Source organism: Sinorhizobium sp. B11 (genome assembly GCA_039725955.1).
Taxonomy (GTDB): Bacteria; Pseudomonadota; Alphaproteobacteria; order Rhizobiales; family Rhizobiaceae; genus Rhizobium.
The window spans coordinates 2,005,403-2,023,941 of sequence record CP091033.1 but is presented as its reverse complement, the minus strand read 5'-3'; the positions used below and the strand labels follow the sequence as shown (position 1 = coordinate 2,023,941).

General features: G+C 61.6%; 20 protein-coding genes. 8 read left to right on the top strand and 12 right to left on the bottom strand.

What is annotated here, in order from left to right; genetic code table 11:
- Positions 1-74 precede the first annotated feature (74 nt).
- The 3 genes from LVY75_09215 to LVY75_09205 form a co-directional block, all read right to left on the bottom strand.
- The gene (locus LVY75_09215) at positions 75-902 is read right to left on the bottom strand and encodes an NAD(P)-binding domain-containing protein (GenBank protein XAZ20289.1); all 828 of its coding nucleotides are present in this window, start codon (positions 900-902) and stop codon (positions 75-77) included.
- Between the two features lie 100 nt (positions 903-1,002).
- Complete coding sequence (locus tag LVY75_09210) at positions 1,003-2,337, bottom strand: four-carbon acid sugar kinase family protein (protein ID XAZ20288.1); 1,335 nt, start codon at positions 2,335-2,337, stop codon at positions 1,003-1,005.
- A gap of 2 nt (positions 2,338-2,339) precedes the next feature.
- Positions 2,340-3,596 (bottom strand): ribulose-bisphosphate carboxylase large subunit family protein, encoded by a 1,257-nt coding sequence (locus tag LVY75_09205; protein ID XAZ20287.1) that lies wholly within the window; start codon positions 3,594-3,596, stop codon positions 2,340-2,342.
- Between the two features lie 182 nt (positions 3,597-3,778).
- On the opposite strand from LVY75_09205, the gene LVY75_09200 reads away from it, so the two are divergent.
- Complete coding sequence (locus LVY75_09200) at positions 3,779-4,483, top strand: transcriptional regulator NanR (GenBank protein ID XAZ20286.1); 705 nt, start codon at positions 3,779-3,781, stop codon at positions 4,481-4,483.
- Here the strand turns inward: LVY75_09200 and LVY75_09195 are convergent.
- Positions 4,443-5,279, bottom strand: coding sequence for an SDR family NAD(P)-dependent oxidoreductase (locus tag LVY75_09195; protein ID XAZ20285.1), 837 nt, complete (start codon positions 5,277-5,279; stop codon positions 4,443-4,445). The two genes, LVY75_09200 and LVY75_09195, sit on opposite strands and share 41 nt — an antisense overlap.
- A gap of 181 nt (positions 5,280-5,460) precedes the next feature.
- The gene (locus tag LVY75_09190; protein ID XAZ20284.1) at positions 5,461-6,015 is read right to left on the bottom strand and encodes a hypothetical protein; all 555 of its coding nucleotides are present in this window, start codon (positions 6,013-6,015) and stop codon (positions 5,461-5,463) included.
- A gap of 215 nt (positions 6,016-6,230) precedes the next feature.
- On the opposite strand from LVY75_09190, the gene LVY75_09185 reads away from it, so the two are divergent.
- Positions 6,231-6,641: a hypothetical protein gene (locus LVY75_09185; protein XAZ20283.1), complete on the top strand. Its 411-nt coding sequence runs from the start codon at positions 6,231-6,233 to the stop codon at positions 6,639-6,641.
- Positions 6,642-6,725: 84 nt separating this feature from the next.
- Here LVY75_09185 and LVY75_09180 read toward each other — a convergent pair whose 3' ends face one another.
- Positions 6,726-7,340, bottom strand: coding sequence for a pyridoxamine 5'-phosphate oxidase family protein (locus LVY75_09180; protein ID XAZ20282.1), 615 nt, complete (start codon positions 7,338-7,340; stop codon positions 6,726-6,728).
- Between the two features lie 53 nt (positions 7,341-7,393).
- Positions 7,394-7,939 (bottom strand): peroxidase-related enzyme, encoded by a 546-nt coding sequence (locus tag LVY75_09175; protein ID XAZ20281.1) that lies wholly within the window; start codon positions 7,937-7,939, stop codon positions 7,394-7,396.
- Between the two features lie 123 nt (positions 7,940-8,062).
- Here LVY75_09175 and LVY75_09170 point away from each other — a divergent pair, with 123 nt between their 5' ends.
- The 6 genes from LVY75_09170 (at position 8,063) to LVY75_09145 (ending at position 13,478) form a co-directional block, all read left to right on the top strand.
- Positions 8,063-9,010, top strand: coding sequence for a LysR family transcriptional regulator (locus LVY75_09170; protein XAZ20280.1), 948 nt, complete (start codon positions 8,063-8,065; stop codon positions 9,008-9,010).
- Positions 9,011-9,100: 90 nt separating this feature from the next.
- Entirely contained in the window at positions 9,101-9,577 is a 477-nt protein-coding gene (locus LVY75_09165) for a MarR family transcriptional regulator (protein ID XAZ20279.1), read from the top strand.
- A complete protein-coding gene (locus LVY75_09160; protein ID XAZ20278.1) occupies positions 9,574-11,643 on the top strand; it encodes an FUSC family protein in 2,070 nt (689 codons plus the stop codon). The genes LVY75_09165 and LVY75_09160 overlap by 4 nt, the downstream gene beginning before the upstream one ends.
- A gap of 5 nt (positions 11,644-11,648) precedes the next feature.
- On the top strand, positions 11,649-11,858 hold the full coding sequence (locus LVY75_09155) for a DUF1656 domain-containing protein (protein ID XAZ20277.1): 210 nt from the start codon (positions 11,649-11,651) through the stop codon (positions 11,856-11,858).
- On the top strand, positions 11,855-12,718 hold the full coding sequence (locus LVY75_09150; protein XAZ20276.1) for an HlyD family secretion protein: 864 nt from the start codon (positions 11,855-11,857) through the stop codon (positions 12,716-12,718). Before LVY75_09155 ends, LVY75_09150 begins: the two co-directional genes overlap by 4 nt.
- 91 nt (positions 12,719-12,809) lie before the next feature.
- Entirely contained in the window at positions 12,810-13,478 is a 669-nt protein-coding gene (locus tag LVY75_09145) for a hypothetical protein (GenBank protein XAZ20275.1), read from the top strand.
- Between the two features lie 38 nt (positions 13,479-13,516).
- Here LVY75_09145 and LVY75_09140 read toward each other — a convergent pair whose 3' ends face one another.
- The 5 genes from LVY75_09140 to LVY75_09120 are packed head-to-tail and all read right to left on the bottom strand — an operon-like array spanning position 13,517 to position 18,474.
- Positions 13,517-13,846 carry an L-rhamnose mutarotase gene (locus LVY75_09140; GenBank protein ID XAZ20274.1) on the bottom strand — a complete coding sequence of 110 codons (330 nt, stop codon included), beginning with the start codon at positions 13,844-13,846 and terminating at the stop codon, positions 13,517-13,519.
- Between the two features lie 3 nt (positions 13,847-13,849).
- Positions 13,850-14,968, bottom strand: coding sequence for a mandelate racemase/muconate lactonizing enzyme family protein (locus LVY75_09135; GenBank protein XAZ20273.1), 1,119 nt, complete (start codon positions 14,966-14,968; stop codon positions 13,850-13,852).
- Between the two features lie 8 nt (positions 14,969-14,976).
- Complete coding sequence (locus tag LVY75_09130; protein XAZ20272.1) at positions 14,977-16,500, bottom strand: sugar ABC transporter ATP-binding protein; 1,524 nt, start codon at positions 16,498-16,500, stop codon at positions 14,977-14,979.
- Position 16,501: 1 nt separating this feature from the next.
- Positions 16,502-17,458 carry an ABC transporter permease gene (locus LVY75_09125; GenBank protein ID XAZ20271.1) on the bottom strand — a complete coding sequence of 319 codons (957 nt, stop codon included), beginning with the start codon at positions 17,456-17,458 and terminating at the stop codon, positions 16,502-16,504.
- Entirely contained in the window at positions 17,455-18,474 is a 1,020-nt protein-coding gene (locus LVY75_09120; protein ID XAZ20270.1) for an ABC transporter permease, read from the bottom strand. Before LVY75_09120 ends, LVY75_09125 begins: the two co-directional genes overlap by 4 nt.
- Positions 18,475-18,539 lie beyond the last annotated feature (65 nt).

Genomic DNA, 18,539 nt, shown 5'->3' with positions numbered 1-18,539 from the left:
AAATGAAAACCGGCCCGTCTTCAAAGTCCCCCCGGGCCGGCAAGGCGGCAAGGCTAAGCCCTGCCGCAGCAGTGTCAGGTGATGCGCCGGATGCTGTCGGCGATCTCCTGAGGTTCGAAGACCTTCTTCCAGTCGTCGCGCATGAGGGCTGGGATGCCGAACTCGATCGCCTTGTTGCAGGCATCCGAGAACACACCGTCGACTTCCTTGAAGATGACGGCGCCGAGCACGTTCATGTGGCCGAGCAGGAAGTCGCGAGCGGCTTCCGCCGGAACGCCGCGTGCGATGCATTCGTCCATCGCCTGGCGCATGATGACGAGCAGCGAGGCGCAGACGGTTTCCGAAAGCCCGGGTTCCAGCATCGCCATCTGATCGACAGTGACGCGGTGCGAGCGCATGACCGGCGCCCATATTACCTTGGCAATCTCTTCGCCGAGGCTATAGGCGCTTTCCGGCCCCTGCATCAGCGCCGAGACGATGTGCTGCTTGGCAAAGAGGCCGCCGAAATGATCCTTTTTCGCCTGCATATCCGTCTCATCGTTGAAGATCGGCGGATGGCAGGGGTGGGTGACGAAATAGGTGAGATCGTCACGCTTGGGCAGGTGACCGGCGAACGGAGCGGCGGCATCGAGGGCCACGACCATCGTGCCGGGCTTCAGCCTGTCGACGATACCGGCGGCAACCTTGCCGATCGCTGTATCCGGCACGGCCAGGATCACGACCTCTGCGCCGTCGAGCGCTGCATCGGCGGGCGTGCAGTCGATGCCGAGATCGTTCTTCAGGCGCGCCTTGCCGACATCGCTGACCTCGACATGGCGCACATCAAAACGGGAACCTTTGAGATTCTTGGCCAGCCGGTATCCCATTTTTCCGCCGGCGCCAAAGAGGGCAATTGCAGTCATTTTTCCTCACCTTCGTATGTGGGATTGGTATAGTAACTGGTATGATGAGTCAATCACCATTCCATTGGCATTCGAGGGGCCGATTGCACCTGATCGATAATCAGGATGTTCGTCCGTCCCGGATCTGCGCGAAGTAACCATCGGATCCGACCTGCCCGCCTTTCAGGGCAATCTGCAGTCCGTCCGTCGGCCCATGGCCGCCATGGGCGGTGCAGAGCGGCGAACCAGGGGTCTGCGGCAGCGGCAGCAGGGTCGTCAGCGCATCGACGCGCAATTCCTTCAGCGCGTGGCTCGACGTGTCGCCACCGGCGATGACCGCCCGCGAAAGCCCTTCGGTTTCGACAAGACGGCGCAGGATGGTTCCGAGCGCGCGACCGAGCCGATGACGGGCGCCTGGCAGCTGATCGATATCGGCGCCGCGATCGGCCGAAGGGCCAAGTGCAGTGTGCAGTATGACACTACGGCCGGCTTTCAGAGCGGCGAGGCCCGCAGCGACCGCGACGTCCAGTACCGCTTCGGCATTCGCGCCGACCAGTGCCAGAGGATCGAGTGGAATATCATGGAAACCGTCGGATATTGCCGTGCGAATCTGTCGCTCCGTCGTCGGCGAAACGCTGCCGGAAACGACGGCGAGCCGATCCACCTCGCCCGGCGACGGGAATTCTACACTCTGTCCGATCAGGCCTTTTTCGCGCCACGCGTTGAGAAGTGCATATTCGATGCCGGAGGAACCGGCGACGAAGCCGCCCTTGGCAGCCGCGATGCGCTGCAGCTGTCGTCCGGCGGAAGACTGGCTGTCGCCAGAGTCGACGTCGAGAAGCAGGATGCCCGAGCCCTTGTTCGTCAGCTGGTCGATCCTGGCATCGGCATCGGATGATGCAAGCATTGTCAGGTCGGCGAGCGAAACGGCAAGCTCGGTCTGCTTGCCGAGATGCAAGGCAAGATCCGCCTCATGCATCGGTGTAACCGGATGGCGGCTCATGACCGGATGCCGGTCGATGCGGAAGACACGTCCCTGATAGGCAGCAAAGAGGTTGCCGAAGGCGGTATAGCGCTTGAGCTGCGGCGCGCCGACGATGACGGGCACGAGCTCTTGCTCGAATATGTCTTTGCCGATCTCAATCGCCTTGCCGATATTGCCGACCTCAGGCGCGGAATCGAAAGTCGAGCAGACTTTGTAGTGGCAGATGCTCGCCTGCAGCCCCTTCAGCCATTGGAAGGCCGGTGCAAGATGTTCCTGCATCCAGGCCGGGCTCTCACTGCGGCTCGTTCCGGCAATGCCGATGGCCCGGCAATCCCGGAAGCGATCGAGCAGCGCCTGATCCGGAATGCCGAGGAAGAGCACGGTCGGAATACCGTTGCTGGCGAGCGCTTCCATCACATCGGTGGAGCCGGTGAAGTCGTCGCCGTAGTAACTGACGAGCAGGTCGCGCATCGTTACGCAGCCTTCCCGTCGCCGAACTTGGCGATCGATGCCGCAAGTTCCGGATGATCTTTGGCATAGTCGTCGAGCGGAATATCGGCGACGGCCGCCTGCCAGGCCTGTTGGACGGCGCGCACGCCGGCGGCCGGCCCCTGCGGATGGCTGACGATGCCGCCGCCGCAGAGATAGAGAAGATCCGTGGTGCGGCCGGTGCGCCGATAGGTCTCCGGCGCCTGGCCGCCCCACTGGCCGGAGCCGGCGACAGGAAGCGGGCAGTCGGAGGGGCTAAAGAGCGGCGTGCTGATCGCCTTGAAGGAGGCAACGAAGCTTTCGTCCGGCTCCCAATATTTCACGCGGATGCCGTTGATCTGGAACTGGTCGACGCCAAGCAGCCGCCAGAGCTGCTGATAGACCTTGAAGTCGAGGCCGATGCCGGGATGGCGCGTCAGCACGTCCCAGCCATTGCGATGTGCATGCAGCACGAGGCCGGAGCGCTTGCGCAGGAAGCTCATGCCGCCGAAGCCGATGGAATTGATGTTGACGACGGCGCAGTTGCCGCCTGCCTCGAGCACGAGATCATGGTTGCGCATCATCTCGTCGGGATCGGCATGCGAGATGCCGAACGCATACATGACCTTCTTTCCGGTCTTCTGCTCGTGATCGAGAATGCGGGGCATGATGGCCGCCACGCGCTCTTTCAGCGGCGAATAGGCGGGGCTCATCAGCTTCTCGTCGTCCTTGATGAAGTCGACGCCGGATTCGATCAGTTCGCCGACGAGCTCGGCCGTCTCATGTGGACGCAGACCGAGCGCCGGTTTGACGATCGTGCCGATGATCGGCCGTCCCTCGACGCCAGTCAGGCGGCGGCTGCCGGGAATGCCGAATTGCGGCCCGGGATGGGCATCCCTGAAAGCCTCGGGAAGTTTCATGTCGATGACGCGCAGGCCCGTCATGCCCTTGATCGAGAAGGTTCCGCCGATCGCGATCGTCATCAGCGCCGAAAGGTCGGTGCCGATCGCATCGAGCGGGAAAGCGATGTCGGCATCGGCGCGATTGAGCCGCACTCCGTCAGGCGCTTCCGGCCAGGACGGGTGACTTGCATCTTCCAGCGGCCGGATGGCGAGCACCCGGGCCGCGACACGCGACTTCAATTCCTCAGTCTCGCCCGGAACCGGAACGAAGGTTCCGGTCGATTGATCGGAAGCGATCTTGTTCGCCATCGCTTCGACGCTGCCGGGCGTCTCGATGCGGTAGGTCAGGACTATCATCATGAAATTGCCGGTTGCTCCTCTCGCCACATCAAGAAGCCATGGCGTCAACTTGTAATCTGGTATAATGAGTATTCCATTTTCTGCAACGGAAATTTTCAACAGGTGTGAATTTCGCGTGGCGCGCTTTGTCGTCGGTCGGTGGAAATGCTAAGGGGAGAGAAGATTTGAGCCAGCGAGACGCCATGACCTCAGCCATCGAGCCAATAGTCCGTCGAAAACTGTCCGATGAGGTTTTTGACCGGCTGGAACGGCTGATCACGTCAGGAGAGTTGCAACCGGGCGACGAGATGCCCTCCGAGCGCGTTCTGATGGAACGCTTCGGCGTCGGTCGTCCGGCGATCCGCGAGGCGATGCAGTCTCTCGCCAACAAGGGTCTCGTCAGCATCTCGCACGGGGAGCGTGCGAAGGTCCTGAAACTGACCGCCCAGTCGATCTTCCGGCAGGTCGACCTGACGGCGAAGATCATGCTGGCGCAATCGGCCGATTCGCTGGAGCACCTGAAGAGCGCCCGTATCTTCTTCGAACGCGGCATGGCGCGTGAAGCGGCGCAACGCGCCAAACGGGCTGACGTCGAGGCGCTTCGCGAGATCATCGACCATCAGCGCGCATCGCTCGGCCATGCCGAGGAATTCATCTCCGCCGACATGCGATTTCATACGCGCATCGCCCAGATTTCCGGCAATCCGATCTATGTGGCCGTCAGCGAAGCCATGCTGGCATGGCTGAAGGAATATCATACGGAAATGCTGATCTGGACCGGCAAGGAAAAGTATACGCTCGCCGAACATGAAGAGATCCTGGAGCAGCTTGCCGCCAACGATGCCGACGGCGCCGAAGCCGCGGTGCTCAAGCATCTCGAGCGCTCTCGCTCGCTTTACATGAAGTAGACAGTCGCTTGCGGCGAACGGCGCGCCAATGCCGTTCGCGCGCAAACAGAATGTCAGTGGTGACAGCAGTCCTCAGCCACCTCGGCCGCCGGCGGGACGTAGGCGGCAACTCCTGTTCGAGAACCTTGATGACGCCGGTGCGCCAGCGATCGGCAAAGCGTTCGGAATAGGGATCGGGGAAGATATCCTCCTCGCCTCTTTCGAAGCCGTCGAATATTCCTGACGCCACCAGGCCGGGCGGCGACTTCGGCACCTCAAAGCCGCGCGTCATGTCGGTATCAACAGGCCCGGTGAAGCAGCTGTGCACCGCCACGCCACGCGCCGAGAGGAGCGCTCGAAAGGCCTGCATCAGGTTATGGGCGGCCGCCTTAGAAATCGAATAGGCCGGTGTCGACGCGACCGGCACGAGCGCCGACAGGGAGAGGTTGTTGATGATGGCGCCTTTCGATCGCACCAGTGCCGGCAGAAACGCCTGGGTCACCCTTAGCGGACCGAAGAAATTGACTGCCAGATGGCGATTGATGATGTCCGTATCGCCGAGATCGTCGGGTATGAAGATGCCGGCATTGTTGATGAGGATATCGAGGTTCTGAACAGCGGCGGCCGCTTTCTGGACATCCCACTCGTCGGTAATATCGAGGTTCACGAAAACCACGCGTTCATCCTCATGGTGCTGCTCGCCGCGTGATCCCGCATAGATGCGTTTTGCGCCGCGCCGCAGCGCTTCGTCCATGAGAGCCCGGCCGATGCCGCGATTGGCGCCTGATATCAGGACCGTTTTGTTTTCGATGTTCAAGGCTTGCTCCTGTAAATGGTCGTGCCATCAGGAGGGGTTTCCGGATGGTCATCGTGGAGCCTAGGCCGAGGGATGGACACGCGGGAGTAACAAGTCTGGCGGGATTTCCACGCCCTGGGCGCATCGCCGACCGCCGCGTAACTGACAGTCCACTGGCACTAGAGCGAACCAGAGCAGTCGATCAGTTTTCGATTTGCTGCTCCGAGACGACGCTGACGATGACTTCGTCGTGCCCGTTCGGATAGAGGGGCAGGTCGAGCGTGATCGCTTGCTTGCGCTCGGAAGACGAGGCCTCGAAGAATTTCCTGATGCGCCCCTGACCATTCTTCGTGCCGGACGCCTTGGCGCGCGTCTCATCGACGAGGCGACGCTCAAATGCCGCAGCGTCGACTTCCGCATAGGCCATGGTGCAGCTTTCCACCTTGCTGTCGCCTACAGACGCCCGCGCGACGACGAGGGCCTCGAATGACCCATCTCCTTCCGTGGTCAGATTCCAGCCTTCCAACGCGACCGGATTTTCCACCGGCGTGAGACTGGTGGTCATGTCCGTTGCGAGAACTGGCCAGTCCCGGTCCTTTGCAGCGGCGACGGTGCGCTGGAAATCCGGCCCCCGCCCGAGGCAACGTTCGCTGAATTGACCATACGGATCCGGCTGGTCGGCGGCCGCAACGCCGGCAAGGCCGGTGAGAAGGATCGCCGTCGAAAGGCAGTCTGTTATCCTGCACTTGCTTGCCATATGTCAGCCCAATGCCTCCCCGGATGTTTCGCGCTGGCGCGATCCACCTTACCATTGCAATGAAAAGGGAGAAATAATGGCCGCCGTGCCCCCGGAACTTGCCATGGGTGCATGTCGATCGCGGCGAGAAGGCCCGATCGCGGCGTTAACCATCCACGGCCTTGCCCCTGGCAAAGATCGTCAACTCGCAATATTCATGCCCGGAGGGGATCACCATGAAGAAACTTATTTCGATCGCGGTCAGCATGCTTTTTGTCGGCGCGCCCGTGCTTGCGCAGTCGAGCGTGACCGGCACGCATACGAACCGCCCCATTGAGCACTACCGCGCCTATATCGGCGAGGCTGATCTCTTCAATTCGAAAGGAACGCGGCTCACGCAACCTTGGCAGATCATCCGCCAGGATCGAGCGAATTTCCATCAATACGGTATCCGCGACAATGATGACCAGTCGGACTCCTTCTTTGCCGATCCCGCCAATCGTCAATCCCTTGAAGTCATGCTCCGCAACGGGACCATGACCAGGGAAGCTGCCGCAATGATCGTTCAAGGCAATGTCTGGATTGACGTCGATATCTACGGCAGCCAGGGGACCGGACGCTGGATCGATGTGACGGTTTCCGACTGACGGTCCACCCGGCCAGCCGACTCAGGTGCGAGGCCACGGGCGGCGAGCACTACAAGGCGCATTGAGCAGCGCCTTGTTTCGTCGTTAGCCGGCCTTCGCCCGCAAGGCGGCATTCTCGGCTTCCAGTTCTGCGAGGCGCTGGCGGAGCGGCTCGACGGCGACAGCAATTTCCGCCTCGGTATAACGCGGCGTGATATGCTGCGGGCAGTTCCAGTCGAAAGCTTCGAGGCGCAGGCGGAAGAGGCGTTCAGGCTTTGCCCGATAGCCAGGCGTGGCCAGCAGGTCCGTCAGCTTGGGATCGGCGTCGAGCGAGAGCTTTTCGGCATGCGCATAGATCTTCAGCCTTGCGCGACGGGCATAGTCCATCAGAAACAGGCAGACCTTGTCATTGGCAGCAATATTGCCGGTGCTGATGTACTGGCGATTGCCGCGATAATCCGCAAAGCCAAGCGTGCGGTCATCGACCACTTTCAGAAAACCCTGCGGACCGCCCCGATGCTGCACATAGGGCCAGTCCGTTTCGGAAACGGTGGCCATGTAGAAGCTGTCGCGAGAGGCGATAAAGGCTCTTTCGTTTTCCGTGAAGCGGTCGAAGCTCCGGTCCGTCGGCAGATTGGTCCAGAAGTCCTGGAGTCCCATTTCTGCCTGGGCGGCGCGCACGCTGGGTGTCGAGGCTATGTCGAGAAATCCGTAGGACATGATCCATCTCCTCAAGGTTGGACGGAGCGGAGCTTCACCCCGCTCCTCATCCGTCAGGCCGCATTGGCGGCCGGCACAGCCGGGAAGTCGATATCGGTCTTTGCAACTTCGTTCAGATAATTGGTGAAGGTGTTCTCCGCGACCAGAGCGACGATTTCGACGATCTGCGCATCTGAAAAGCCGGCAGCACGCACGGCGGCCATGTCACTGTCAGTGATATGGCCGCGAGCCTCGGCGATCCTGGCCGCAAAGCTGACGGCAGCACTCGCTTTGGCATCGGCGGACGCACCCTTGCGGTTCAGCGCGATTTCTTCCGGGCTGATTTTTGCAAGATTAAGACCGAGATAGGTATGGGCGGAAAGGCAATAGTCGCAGCCGTTCACTTGTGCGACGGCGAGCGCAATGCGTTCACGGGTCTTGACGTCGAGCGTCTTCGACAACGCCCCCTGAAAGCCGGTGAACGCCGTCAGCGCTGCCGGGCTGTTGGCAACCAGGCGAAAAATGTTCGGAACGAAACCGAGTGCCTTCTGGATGCCGTCAAGTATCGGCCTCGCCGCATCAGGGGCGTCGTCTTTGGCGGGAATAGAAATGCGGGACATGGAAGATCTCCTTCAGAACAGGGCAAACCGTGATTGGCTTGTTGATACGAATGTGTCGATTTCCATCTGCAAAGAGAATATGCTTTAAATGAAAGTGATTTTACCAGAAATTGGAAGAACGCTGTGGACCGGTTCGAAGCCATGTCGATCCTGCTGGAGGTGGTGGACAGGGGAAGCCTGTCGGCTGCCAGCCGTTCGCTGAAAATTCCGCTGCCGACGCTGAGCCGCAAGATTACCGAGCTTGAAGCTCTGCTTTCAACGAAACTGCTAACCCGAACTACTCGCAAGATCGCCCTCACAGATGCAGGGGCTACCTATGTGGAAGCCGCAAAACGCATTCTTGAACAGGTCGAGGAAGCCGAACGCCAGGCATCGGGAGAGTTTGCGATGCCGAAGGGTGAGTTGGTGATCACGGCGCCGGTGCAGTTCGGCCGCCTTCACGTCCTGCCTGTCGTGACCGATTTTCTGGCCGCCTTTCCGGCGATCAACGTGCGTCTGATGTTGGCCGACCGGAATATCGATCTCGTCGAAGAGCATGTCGACATGGCAGTGCGGATCGGCAATCTGCCCGATAGCGCCATGGTCGCAACACGCGTCGGCTCGGTTCGCCGGGTGGTTTGCGGCAGTCCTGGTCTCTTTGCCAGTCGTGGCGTGCCGAAGGAGCCGGCCGATCTACTGGATCTGCCCTGCATTGGCGTTGAAGTGCTAACCCCGTTTGCAGGCTGGCAGTTTCGGAAGTCCGGCATCGGCAAACCGATCGAGGTGGCGGTCACGCCGCGGCTTTCCGTCACCACGACGGAAGCGGCTGCGGAGGCGGCGATCCGCGGTGCCGGCGTCACCCGGCTGCTCTATTATCAGGTGGCACAAGACGTTTCCGCAGGCACACTGAGGCTGGTGCTCGAGGATTTCGAACCCGAACCGGCGCCCATTCACCTCATTCATCTTGCGCGTGGGCAGATGCCGCTGAAGATGCGTCATTTCCTTGATTTCGCCGCACCTCGGCTGCGGGTGAGCATCGCGGCCCTTCAATCCTCGTCGCAGCAGCGAAACGCCGCATCACATTCTTCGTGACGCCGCATTATGAACGCTCCATACCGGTGAAATTTGCATTCGTCAGAATATCGTTTGAATACTAACTATTTTGATGCTATTAAAGAGCCCATGCAATCGCTCACCTCCCTGCAGCGCGTTTTCACCGCGAACCTCTTGTCGACCGGCCGCAACTGGCGCCGGGCGGTGGATCTTGCGCTGACTTCCCACGGCATTTCGGAAGCCTGCGCGGCGCCGCTGTTGTGGATCGGACGTCTCGGCGGCGGCGTGCGTCAGATCGTGCTGGCCAATCATGTCGGTATCGAAGGGCCGTCGCTGGTGAGGCTGCTCGACCAGCTGGAGGCGCTCGAGCTCGTGGTGCGCAAGGACGACCCGATCGACAGGCGGGCAAAAGGTCTCTGGCTGACGGAGGAGGGCCAGAGCCTCGCAACCCGCATGGAAGCCATTCTCGACGACCTGCGCGGCAGGATCCTCGCTGATGTCAGTGAAGCCGATCTCGAAGCGGCGGTGCGCGTCCTCGCTGCCTTCGAAGAGATCAGCCCGTCGCAGGTTGCGGCCGTAACCCAGAAGTTCGAGGAGACACCGTGACCCTTCCCTCCTGGCGGGACTGGCTCTTCTCGGCCAAGGCCTTTCTCGCTTCCATGCTTGCCCTTTTCGTCGCCCTGTCCCTCGATCTGCCACGGCCCTATTGGGCGATGGCGGCCGTCTATGTCGTTGCCAATCCGCTTGCAGGTGCGACCAGCTCCAAGGGCCTTTATCGCGCGCTCGGCACCCTGCTTGGTGCCAGCGCAGCGGTCTTCTTCGTGCCGCTCTTCGTCAACGCGCCGGAGCTCTTGAGCATTGTTATCGCGCTCTGGACCGGCACGCTGCTCTTCATTTCGATGCTGGACCGATCCTCGCGCAGCTATGTCTTCATGCTGGCAGGCTATTCCCTGCCGCTGATCGCCCTGCCGTCGGTCGGTTCGCCCGACACCATCTTCGATACGGCGCTCGCCCGCTCGGAAGAGATCATCATCGGCATCGTCTGCGCGAGCCTCGTCAGCGCCGTCGTCTTCCCGACCAGCGTGCGCAGCGTGCTCGGCCAGCGCATCGCCACCTGGCTAGACGATGCCGGAAGCTGGGCGAACGATATTCTGCGCGGCGAGGGCGCCACACCGGCTACACCCCTGAAGCGGCAGAAACTGGCAGCTGACGTCACCGGCCTCGATCTCATCATCAGCCAGCTCGGCTATGATGCCGGCAGCCGCGATATCGTACGCCATTCGCGCGAATTGCGTGGTCGTCTCCTGATGCTTCTGCCGCTCTTCTCCTCGCTTGCCGACCGGCTTCATGCCCTGCGGGCCGAAGGCGAGACGCTCCCAAAAGACCTGATCTGCCTCTTGAACGAGGTTGCCGACTGGCTAGGCCGCGGCGCGAAATCGCAGGCTGACGATACGGCCGAAAAACTGGTGCGGCAGATCGAAAGCCTGCGCGAGACCGATCCGGACCGCCGCTGGAGCGACCTGCTTTTGTCGAGCGCGCTGGCGCGTCTGAAGGAGATCGTCGATCTCTGGCAGGATTGCCTGACGCTGCGCGACGAAATCGTCAGCGGCAGACATTCCGGTCCCTGGCGGCCAGCCTTTCGCCATCGCCAGATCGTCGGCCGTATCAGGCATTTCGATTATGCGCTGCTTGCCTTCCAGGCAGGCGCCGTTGTTGCCGGCATTCTCGTCGCCTGCATGTTCTGGATCTATAGCGGCTGGCAGAACGGCGCCGGTTTCGTCACCATGGCGGCCGTTGCCTGCTCTTTCTTCGCCTCGCTCGATCGGCCGGCCCCCTTCATCACCTCGATGTTCATCTGGTGCGGCGTCAGCCTAGTCATCTCCTTCGTCTACATTTTCGGCATCCTGCCGATGGTTAACAGCTACGAGCTGCTGGTTCTGGTCTTCGCTCCGCCCTTCCTGCTGCTCGGCCTGATGATCCCGAAGCCGCAGTTCAATATGCTCGCCATGCTGCTCACGGTGAACAGCGCCTCCTTCATTGCGCTGCAGGATCGCTATGCCTCGGATTTCACCACCTTCACCAATGAGGCCATCGCGGCCCTCGCCGGCGTCGGCTTTGCCCTGGTCTGGACTCTGATTGCCCGCCCCTTCGGCGCGGAGCTTGCGGCCTGGCGCCTGGTGCGTGCGGGCTGGAGCGATCTTGCCGAGACGGCTGCCGGCGAGCGCCGCGCCGATCACGAGAAACTCTCCGGCCGCATTCTCGATCGCCTCGGCCAGCTCGTTCCGCGCCTTGCCGTCGTCGAGGATCGCGAGCTGAAGAAAGTGGATGGCTTTGCCGAAGTGCGCATCGGCTTCAACGTGCTAGTGCTGCAGAACGAGCGCAAGAAACTGCGTGGCGCCAGTGCGGCTTCGCTCGGCGCTGTTCTCTCCGGCATTGCCGATTTCTACCACGGCCGTATCGAGGCCGGCCGGGCGGTCGATCCGCAGGATGGCCTGCGCCAGTCGATCGACGACAGCCTGAAGATCATCGCGCTCGAAGACGACATGCGCGGCGCCGAGAGTATCGACGCGCTCGTCGGTGTCAGGCGCGCACTTTTCCCTGACGCAGCTCCGCCAGCAAGCTGGCAGGCGGCCGAGGCTGCGCCGCAACTTCTACCGCTTGCCGCTGAGTAATTGTCATGCCCGCAGAATTTGATGTTTACGGCGTCTATGTGCCACGCCTCCTTGTTCTCATGGTACTGAGCCTTCTCTTGATCATCGTCGTCAGACGGATGCTTGCCTGGCTCGGTGCCTATTCCCTCGTCTGGCATCGCGGTCTCTTCGACCTTGCCCTTTACGTGCTCGTCCTCGGAGCCGTCTCCTCCATCACACGCTGGTACTTTGCATGAACGCCCTGAAATTCACTGGCCGCCTTATCGTCACCCTTGCCGTTGTCATCGCCGCCGTCTTCGTTGGCCGCGGTCTCTGGGGCCACTACATGGACGAACCCTGGACGCGCGATGCGCGCCTGCGTGCCGATGTTGTCGGGATCGCGCCTGATGTTTCCGGCCTTGTCAGCGACGTGCTCGTTACCGACAACCAGATGGTCAGGAAAGGCGATGTCCTTTTCCGCATCGATCGCGAACGGTTCGCGATCGCTCTCACCCAGTCTGAGGCAGCGCTTGAAAGCAGCAAGGCAGCCCTCGACCAGGCGCATCGCGAGCGCGAGCGTCAGGGCCGCCTCGGCGACGCCGCCTCTCTGCAGCAGAAGGAACAGGCGCAGACGGCCGAAGAACAGGCGGAGGCCGCCTTCCGACAGGCGAAAGCCAACCGTGATCTCGCTGCGCTCAATCTCGACCGCTCCGAGATCAAGGCAACGGTCAACGGCACGGTTTCCAATCTCAGCCTGCGACCGGGCGACTATGTCAGCGCCGGCACTGCCAAGATCGCGCTGATCGATACGGATTCGCTGCGCGTCGAGGGTTATTTCGAGGAAACCAAGCTGCCGCGCATCCACCCCGGTGATAAGGTTTCCATCCACCTGATGGGGCATTCGCAGAGCCTTGACGGCCATGTCGAAAGCATTGCGACCGGCATCGAGGATCGCGAACGCACTTCCGGCACCGGTCTGCTTGCCAATATCAACCCGACCTTCAGCTGGGTGCGTCTTGCCCAGCGCGTGCCGGTGCGCATCAGCATCGACAACGTTCCTGACGATGTCAGGCTGATTGCCGGCCTGACGGCGACTGTCGAGGTGGATAAGAGCTGATCGTAAGCCGCCACGCTCTCGCCTAGCCTTCGAATCTGGACAATAGTCGAGGCTGCATCAGATCGAAATGACACCACGGAGTTCCGTCAGAATGGTAAAATCCGCTTTCAGGCATGCGCTTGTCGCGGTTATGCTGATGTTATCCGCGATTTCCGCGATGGGGCACAACCAGGCCGTCGCCACCTGGAGCGATTTCATCAGGGGCAGGCACGATCTGACCGCCCTCAATGAGCAGAAGCGGAAGAAAATTCTTAGTGAACTCGGCGCGGCGATTATCGCCGATCCCGCCGGCGTGAGTGATGAGATCGAGAGGAGCAGCGGCGCGCCGGCTCTTTGCCAATATGTGCGTCTCATGTTCGCGAGCGATAGGGCCGCCGAGGTGGTTGATCAGCTTGATGCTGTGCTCCATTGGGGCAAACGGGACAAATCCATCCAGGAGAGGCTTGGCACCCCGACCTTTGACGACGGCAGCGCCTGGTTTCCGAGGGCCAAGAGAGCCGGTTATTTCACAGGCTGTGTGGCTGGAACGCTGGACAGGAGGAGGAAGGGCGGCCCGAACCTTGCGGGGCGGCTGGTCTTGCTCTTGAAAGCAAGGGATCAGACCGCCATCGCCCTGCAGATCGCCGAGCGCCTGAAGATTGGGCCACTCCCGAAGGGCGATACCTATGGCAAATGGATACTGGATGGCCTGGCGAAGAAGGAACTCTTGTCGGATGATGCGCTTGATTGGTTTGAGCTCGGCTTCGACAGATCCTATTGAGCGGTTGCGGAGCTTCAACGCATGCGCAAGTCTGGACTTCAATCCAGGTGAAACACCTCCGGCATCATTGCCCACCATTCGCCTTCCTTGCGCGTAGCAAGCGGCTTCTGGCAGGGCATGCAGGCCGCCCACCATTCCTGGTTTTTCGGGTCGGCGGCCATCTTCGCCATGTCGGCATCGAAATCGTGACCGACATATTCCCAGTAGCCGAAAAGCAGGTTTTCCGGCTCCTTGAGGTAGATTGAATAGTTGTTGATGTTGCAAACCGAGAGCAGCGTCAGGATTTCCGGCCAGACGGCGGCATGCAGTGCCTTGTAGTCTGCGACCTTGTCGGGCTCCAACCCGATCACCATGCCCATGCGCTGCATGTTCTACCGCCCTTGCGTGATTTCCGTGGTGAACTCGGCGACGCTGCGGGCCTTCACGGCATCCCAATCCCATTCGATGCCGATGCCGGGTTCGGAAGGGGCGACGGCGCGACCGTTTCGGATCTCCATGCCCTTGGCCGTCAGGTCGTCCAGCTGCGGGATATATTCGACATATTTGCCGTTCTGGATGGCGCAGACCAGGCTGACATGCAGCTCCATCAGGAAATGCGGGCAGACGGGGATATCGAAGGCTTCGGCCGCGTGTGCCACCTTCAGCCAGGGCGTGATGCCGCCGATGCGGGCGACGTCGACCTGCACGATCGAGCAGGCGCCCTTCTGCATATATTCGCGGAAATGCCGGATCGAATAGAGGGATTCACCGACGGCGATCGGCGTCGGGGTCAAGCGTGACAGCCGGATATGGCCGTCGAGATCGTCGGCCGGCAGCGGCTCTTCGATCCAGGCGAGATCGAGCTCTCTCAGCCGCGCCGCGCGGCGGATCACTTCATCGACGGTAAAGCCCTGATTGCAGTCGGTCATGATCTCGAAGCCATCGCCGAGCGCCGCACGCATTGCAGCCAGCCGGGCGTAGTCCTCGGCGCCGTGCGGCTTGCCGATCTTCACCTTCGAGCCGGAAAAGCCCTTGGCCTTTGCCTGCATGGCATCTTCGACGAGCGCTTCCTTCTCGATATGCAGCCAGCCGCCTTCGGTCGTATAGAGCGGGCAGCTTTCCTTGGCACCGCCGGCCAGTTTCCAGAGCGGCAGACCCTGCTTTTTTGCCCTGAGATCCCAGAGCGCGGTATCGACGGCGGCGAGTGCCAGCGCCGTGATCGCACCGATCGTCGTGGCATGTGTGGCAAATTCCAGCCTGTGCCAGATAGCCTCGATGCAATCGGCATCTCCGCCGATCAGGAGCGGGGCCAGATGGTCCGACAGAAGTCGCATGACGGAGGAACCGCCTGTCCCGATCGTATAGGAATAACCGGTGCCGGAAGCCCCGTCGAAATCGGTGATGGTGACGATTGGTGTTTCCTGGCTGACGAAGCTCTGGATCGCATCGGTGCGCTTCACCTTCGGCGGCAGGTCCACCATGCGCAGTTCGATCTTTTCAATGCGGGCCATGGTTCCTCCTAGCTTGCCGTACGGGCCTGAGCGGGTTCGGCAGCGTGGATCGCCGACATGATGGCGCGGCTGGCCGTTTCATACTTGTGGTCGTTTTCATGTTCGTGGACGATCCTGAAATCGTGCATGACGAGAATGCGGTCGGCGAGCGCCACCATTTCCGGCATGTCGCTGGAGATCAGCAGGATCGCCATGCCCTTGTCGGCAAGGCCGTTGATCAGCTCATGGATATAGGCCTTGGCCTTGATGTCGATGCCGACGGTCGGCTCGTCGATGAAGAGGATATCGACATCGGCGGCGAGCCATTTGGCGAGCGAGACCTTCTGCTGGTTACCGCCCGAGAGGTTGCCGACGAGCTGTTCCAGGCTGGGTGTTCGGATTTCCAGCTGCCGGGCAAGCGGCGTAGCAGTCTTGCGCTCCTTGCCCGCGCCGATCAGCCCAAGGGTCGAGGCAATCCTGCCCCAGACGGTCATGGCGATATTCGAGCGGATCGGATGGGCGAGAATGACGCCCTCATGCTTCCTGTCCTCGCTGACATAGCCCATGCGGAAGCGCTTGATCGCCTCCTCAACCGAGCGGATGCGGACGGGTTTGCCATCGATCACCACCGTTCCCGATGTCAGCTTGTCCTTGCCGATGACGGCACGGACAAGCTCGGTTCGGCCGGCGCCGACAAGGCCGTAGAGGCCGAGGATCTCGCCGCGATGAAGCGAGAAATTGACATTGTCATGGCCGACGGCGGTGGCGACATCACGCAGCTCGAGTTTCGCCACCCCTTCCTGCGGCTTGCGTGAGCGCGCGATGACCGGACGCTCAGCGCGGCCGATCATCGCCTCGATCAGCGTCTGCCGGGTCATGCCGGTCATCGGCGCACCGCGCAGCGTGGTTTCGCCGTCGCGCAGGACCGTGACCCGATCGCAAAGGCTTAAGACTTCCTCCAGCTTGTGGCTGACGAAGAGGATCGCCGTTCCCTGATCGCGCAGCTGTCGCACGAGGCGAAAGAGGATTTTAGTCTCGGCATCGGTAATCGATGCGGTCGGCTCGTCGAGCAGAAGTACCTTGGCCTGATGGCTGAGCGCCTTGGCGATCTCCACCATCTGCATCTGGGCGACGCTGAGGCGTCGCACCTCCGTTGCCGGATCGACGTCGAGGCCGACCTTGCGCAGATGCATGCGCGTCTCTTCATTGGCTCGGCGGAAATCGACGAGGCCGTTGCGAACCGGCAAGCTCTCCAGAAGAATGTTTTCCGCCACCGAGAAGCGCGGAATGAGGTTGCGTTCCTGGTGCACCGCGGAAATGCCGAGCGCGATCGCGTCGCGCGGCGAGGCAAGCGACAGCGGCGTACCATCGAAAGTGACTGTCCCGCTGTCTGGCCGGTGGACGCCGGTGATGATCTTGATCAGCGTCGATTTGCCGGCGCCGTTTTCGCCCATCAGCGCGTGTATCTCGCCGCCATTGAGGGTCAGCGATGCATTGTTGAGCGCCCGCACGCCCGGGAACGATTTGCCGATCCGGTCCAGAATGAGTGCCATCTCAATCCTCCCCGACCCGGATCGCCCGGTAGCGATTGATCCAGACGGCGGCAAGGATCAGCGCGCCGAGCAGGAAGGTGACCCAGTAGGGATCGACGGCGAGCAACACCATGGCATTCTGGATGAGCCCGACCAGAAGCACGGCAATGAACGTGCCGAGAATGGAGATGGAGCCGCCGGCAAGGCTGGCGCCGCCGATGATCGGTGCCGCAAAGGAAATGACCACCCAGTCCGCGCCGATCGTCGGCTGGGCAGAGCCGAGCTGGGCGACGGCCAGCACACCGGCGGTCGCGGCCAGCAGGCCTGACACGACATGGGCCATGATGGTGGCGCGGGCAACGGAAATGCCCGAAAGTTCCGCCGCATGGGCATTGCCGCCGACCGCCAGCATGTAGCGGCCCTCGACCGTGCGGGCAAAGAAGATGACGAGCAGCACGGTCACCAGCAGCGGCACGATGAGCAGGAGCGGAAAGGGTCCGAAACGGCCGTTGCCGAAGGCGACGAAGGCAGGCGACAGATTGTAGAAGGGGATGGCCTTGGTGATCCCGAGATTGATGCCGGCAAAGGCCGATCCCGTCGCAAGTGTCACGATGAAGCCGTTAATGCCGGTCCTCACCGTCAGCCAGCCATTGATAAAGCCGGCAAGGCCGCCGAAGACGATGCCGATGCCGATGGCGACGATCGCCGGCAGGCCCCAGACATCCATCAGCCCGCCGGTAACGACGGCGACGAGCCCGCCGAGCGCGCCGACCGAAAGGTTCATCTGGCCGACGCCCAGCATGACCATCTGGCTGAAGGCGACGAGCAGCGAAACGCAGATGCTGCGCAGCATGACGAACCAGTTGAATTCGGTCATGAAGGCAGGCGAGGCGAAGGAAAGTGCAATACCGCCGGCAATGACGCCGACAAGGATGCCGGACCATTGCGTGCGCGCTGCGAAGGAAAGCAACATTTTCATGCGCGCCTCGTCTGTTCGCGGATGGCGAGTTTGGCGCGGTAGCGCTCGAAGAGGATGGCCGAGAGCAGGAAGACGCCAAGGAAGAGCTGCAGCCAGAAATTCCCGACCTGCAGCACAAGCAGGCCGCTGCGGATGGTCGCAACCAGCAGTGCTCCGAGGATCGTGCCGATCACTGATACCATGCCGCCGGCAAGTGAGGTGCCGCCGATGACGGGGGCGAGGAAGGAGGGCAGCAGCCAGTCGTCACCGGCAACGGCGGGCATGGCGGCCGAAAGCCTTGATGTCAGCATCAATGCGGCAGCACCGGCAAGCACGCCAGAGAGGACATGCACGAAGATCGTGATCCGCCCGACCGGAATACCGGACATTTCCGCCGCGCGCGCATTGGCGCCGACGGCGAGGATCTGCCGGCCGAGAACCGTATGTTTGAAGAGAATGTAGAGCAGGGCACCGATCAGGAGGGCAACGATTGCGAGCGACGGAACTGGGCCGACGCCGCTACGCCCGAAGGCGCCGAAGGTTGCCGGCAGGCCGTTTAGTGGCACGCCCTTGGTGAAGATCAGCACGCCGCCGGAAAACAGGCTGGCGCTGGCAAGCGTCACGATGAAGCTGTTGACGCCGGTCTTGACGATCGCCAACCCATTGAGCGCGCCGAGCAAACCGCCGAAGGCGAGCGTGAGCAGGATCGCGACAGGAATAGGCAGGCCGGCCGCCTGCATGAGATAGCCGGCAATCATGACGCAGCAGACGCCGATCGCACCGACGGAAAGGTTCATGCCGCCGGTCGCCAGCACCACCATCTGGGCGAAACCGACGACGACGTCGATCGCGACCGAGCGGCCCATGGAATTCAGGTTGAAACGCGACAGGAAGCCGGGCGCCAGGCTGGTGAAAACGAACCACAGGATCAGAAGGATGATCAGCAGGCCCAGCTGCGCGGGTCCTCTGGTCAGCAGTCCCAGCAGGCTGTGTCTACCTGCATCGGGGACGGGACTATCATTGTCGATGGGTGCCATGCGCTCGGACGACCGGTCTCGTGGAATAGGAATGGTTGGGCGCGGGGTGGATGGTCCCCGCGCCG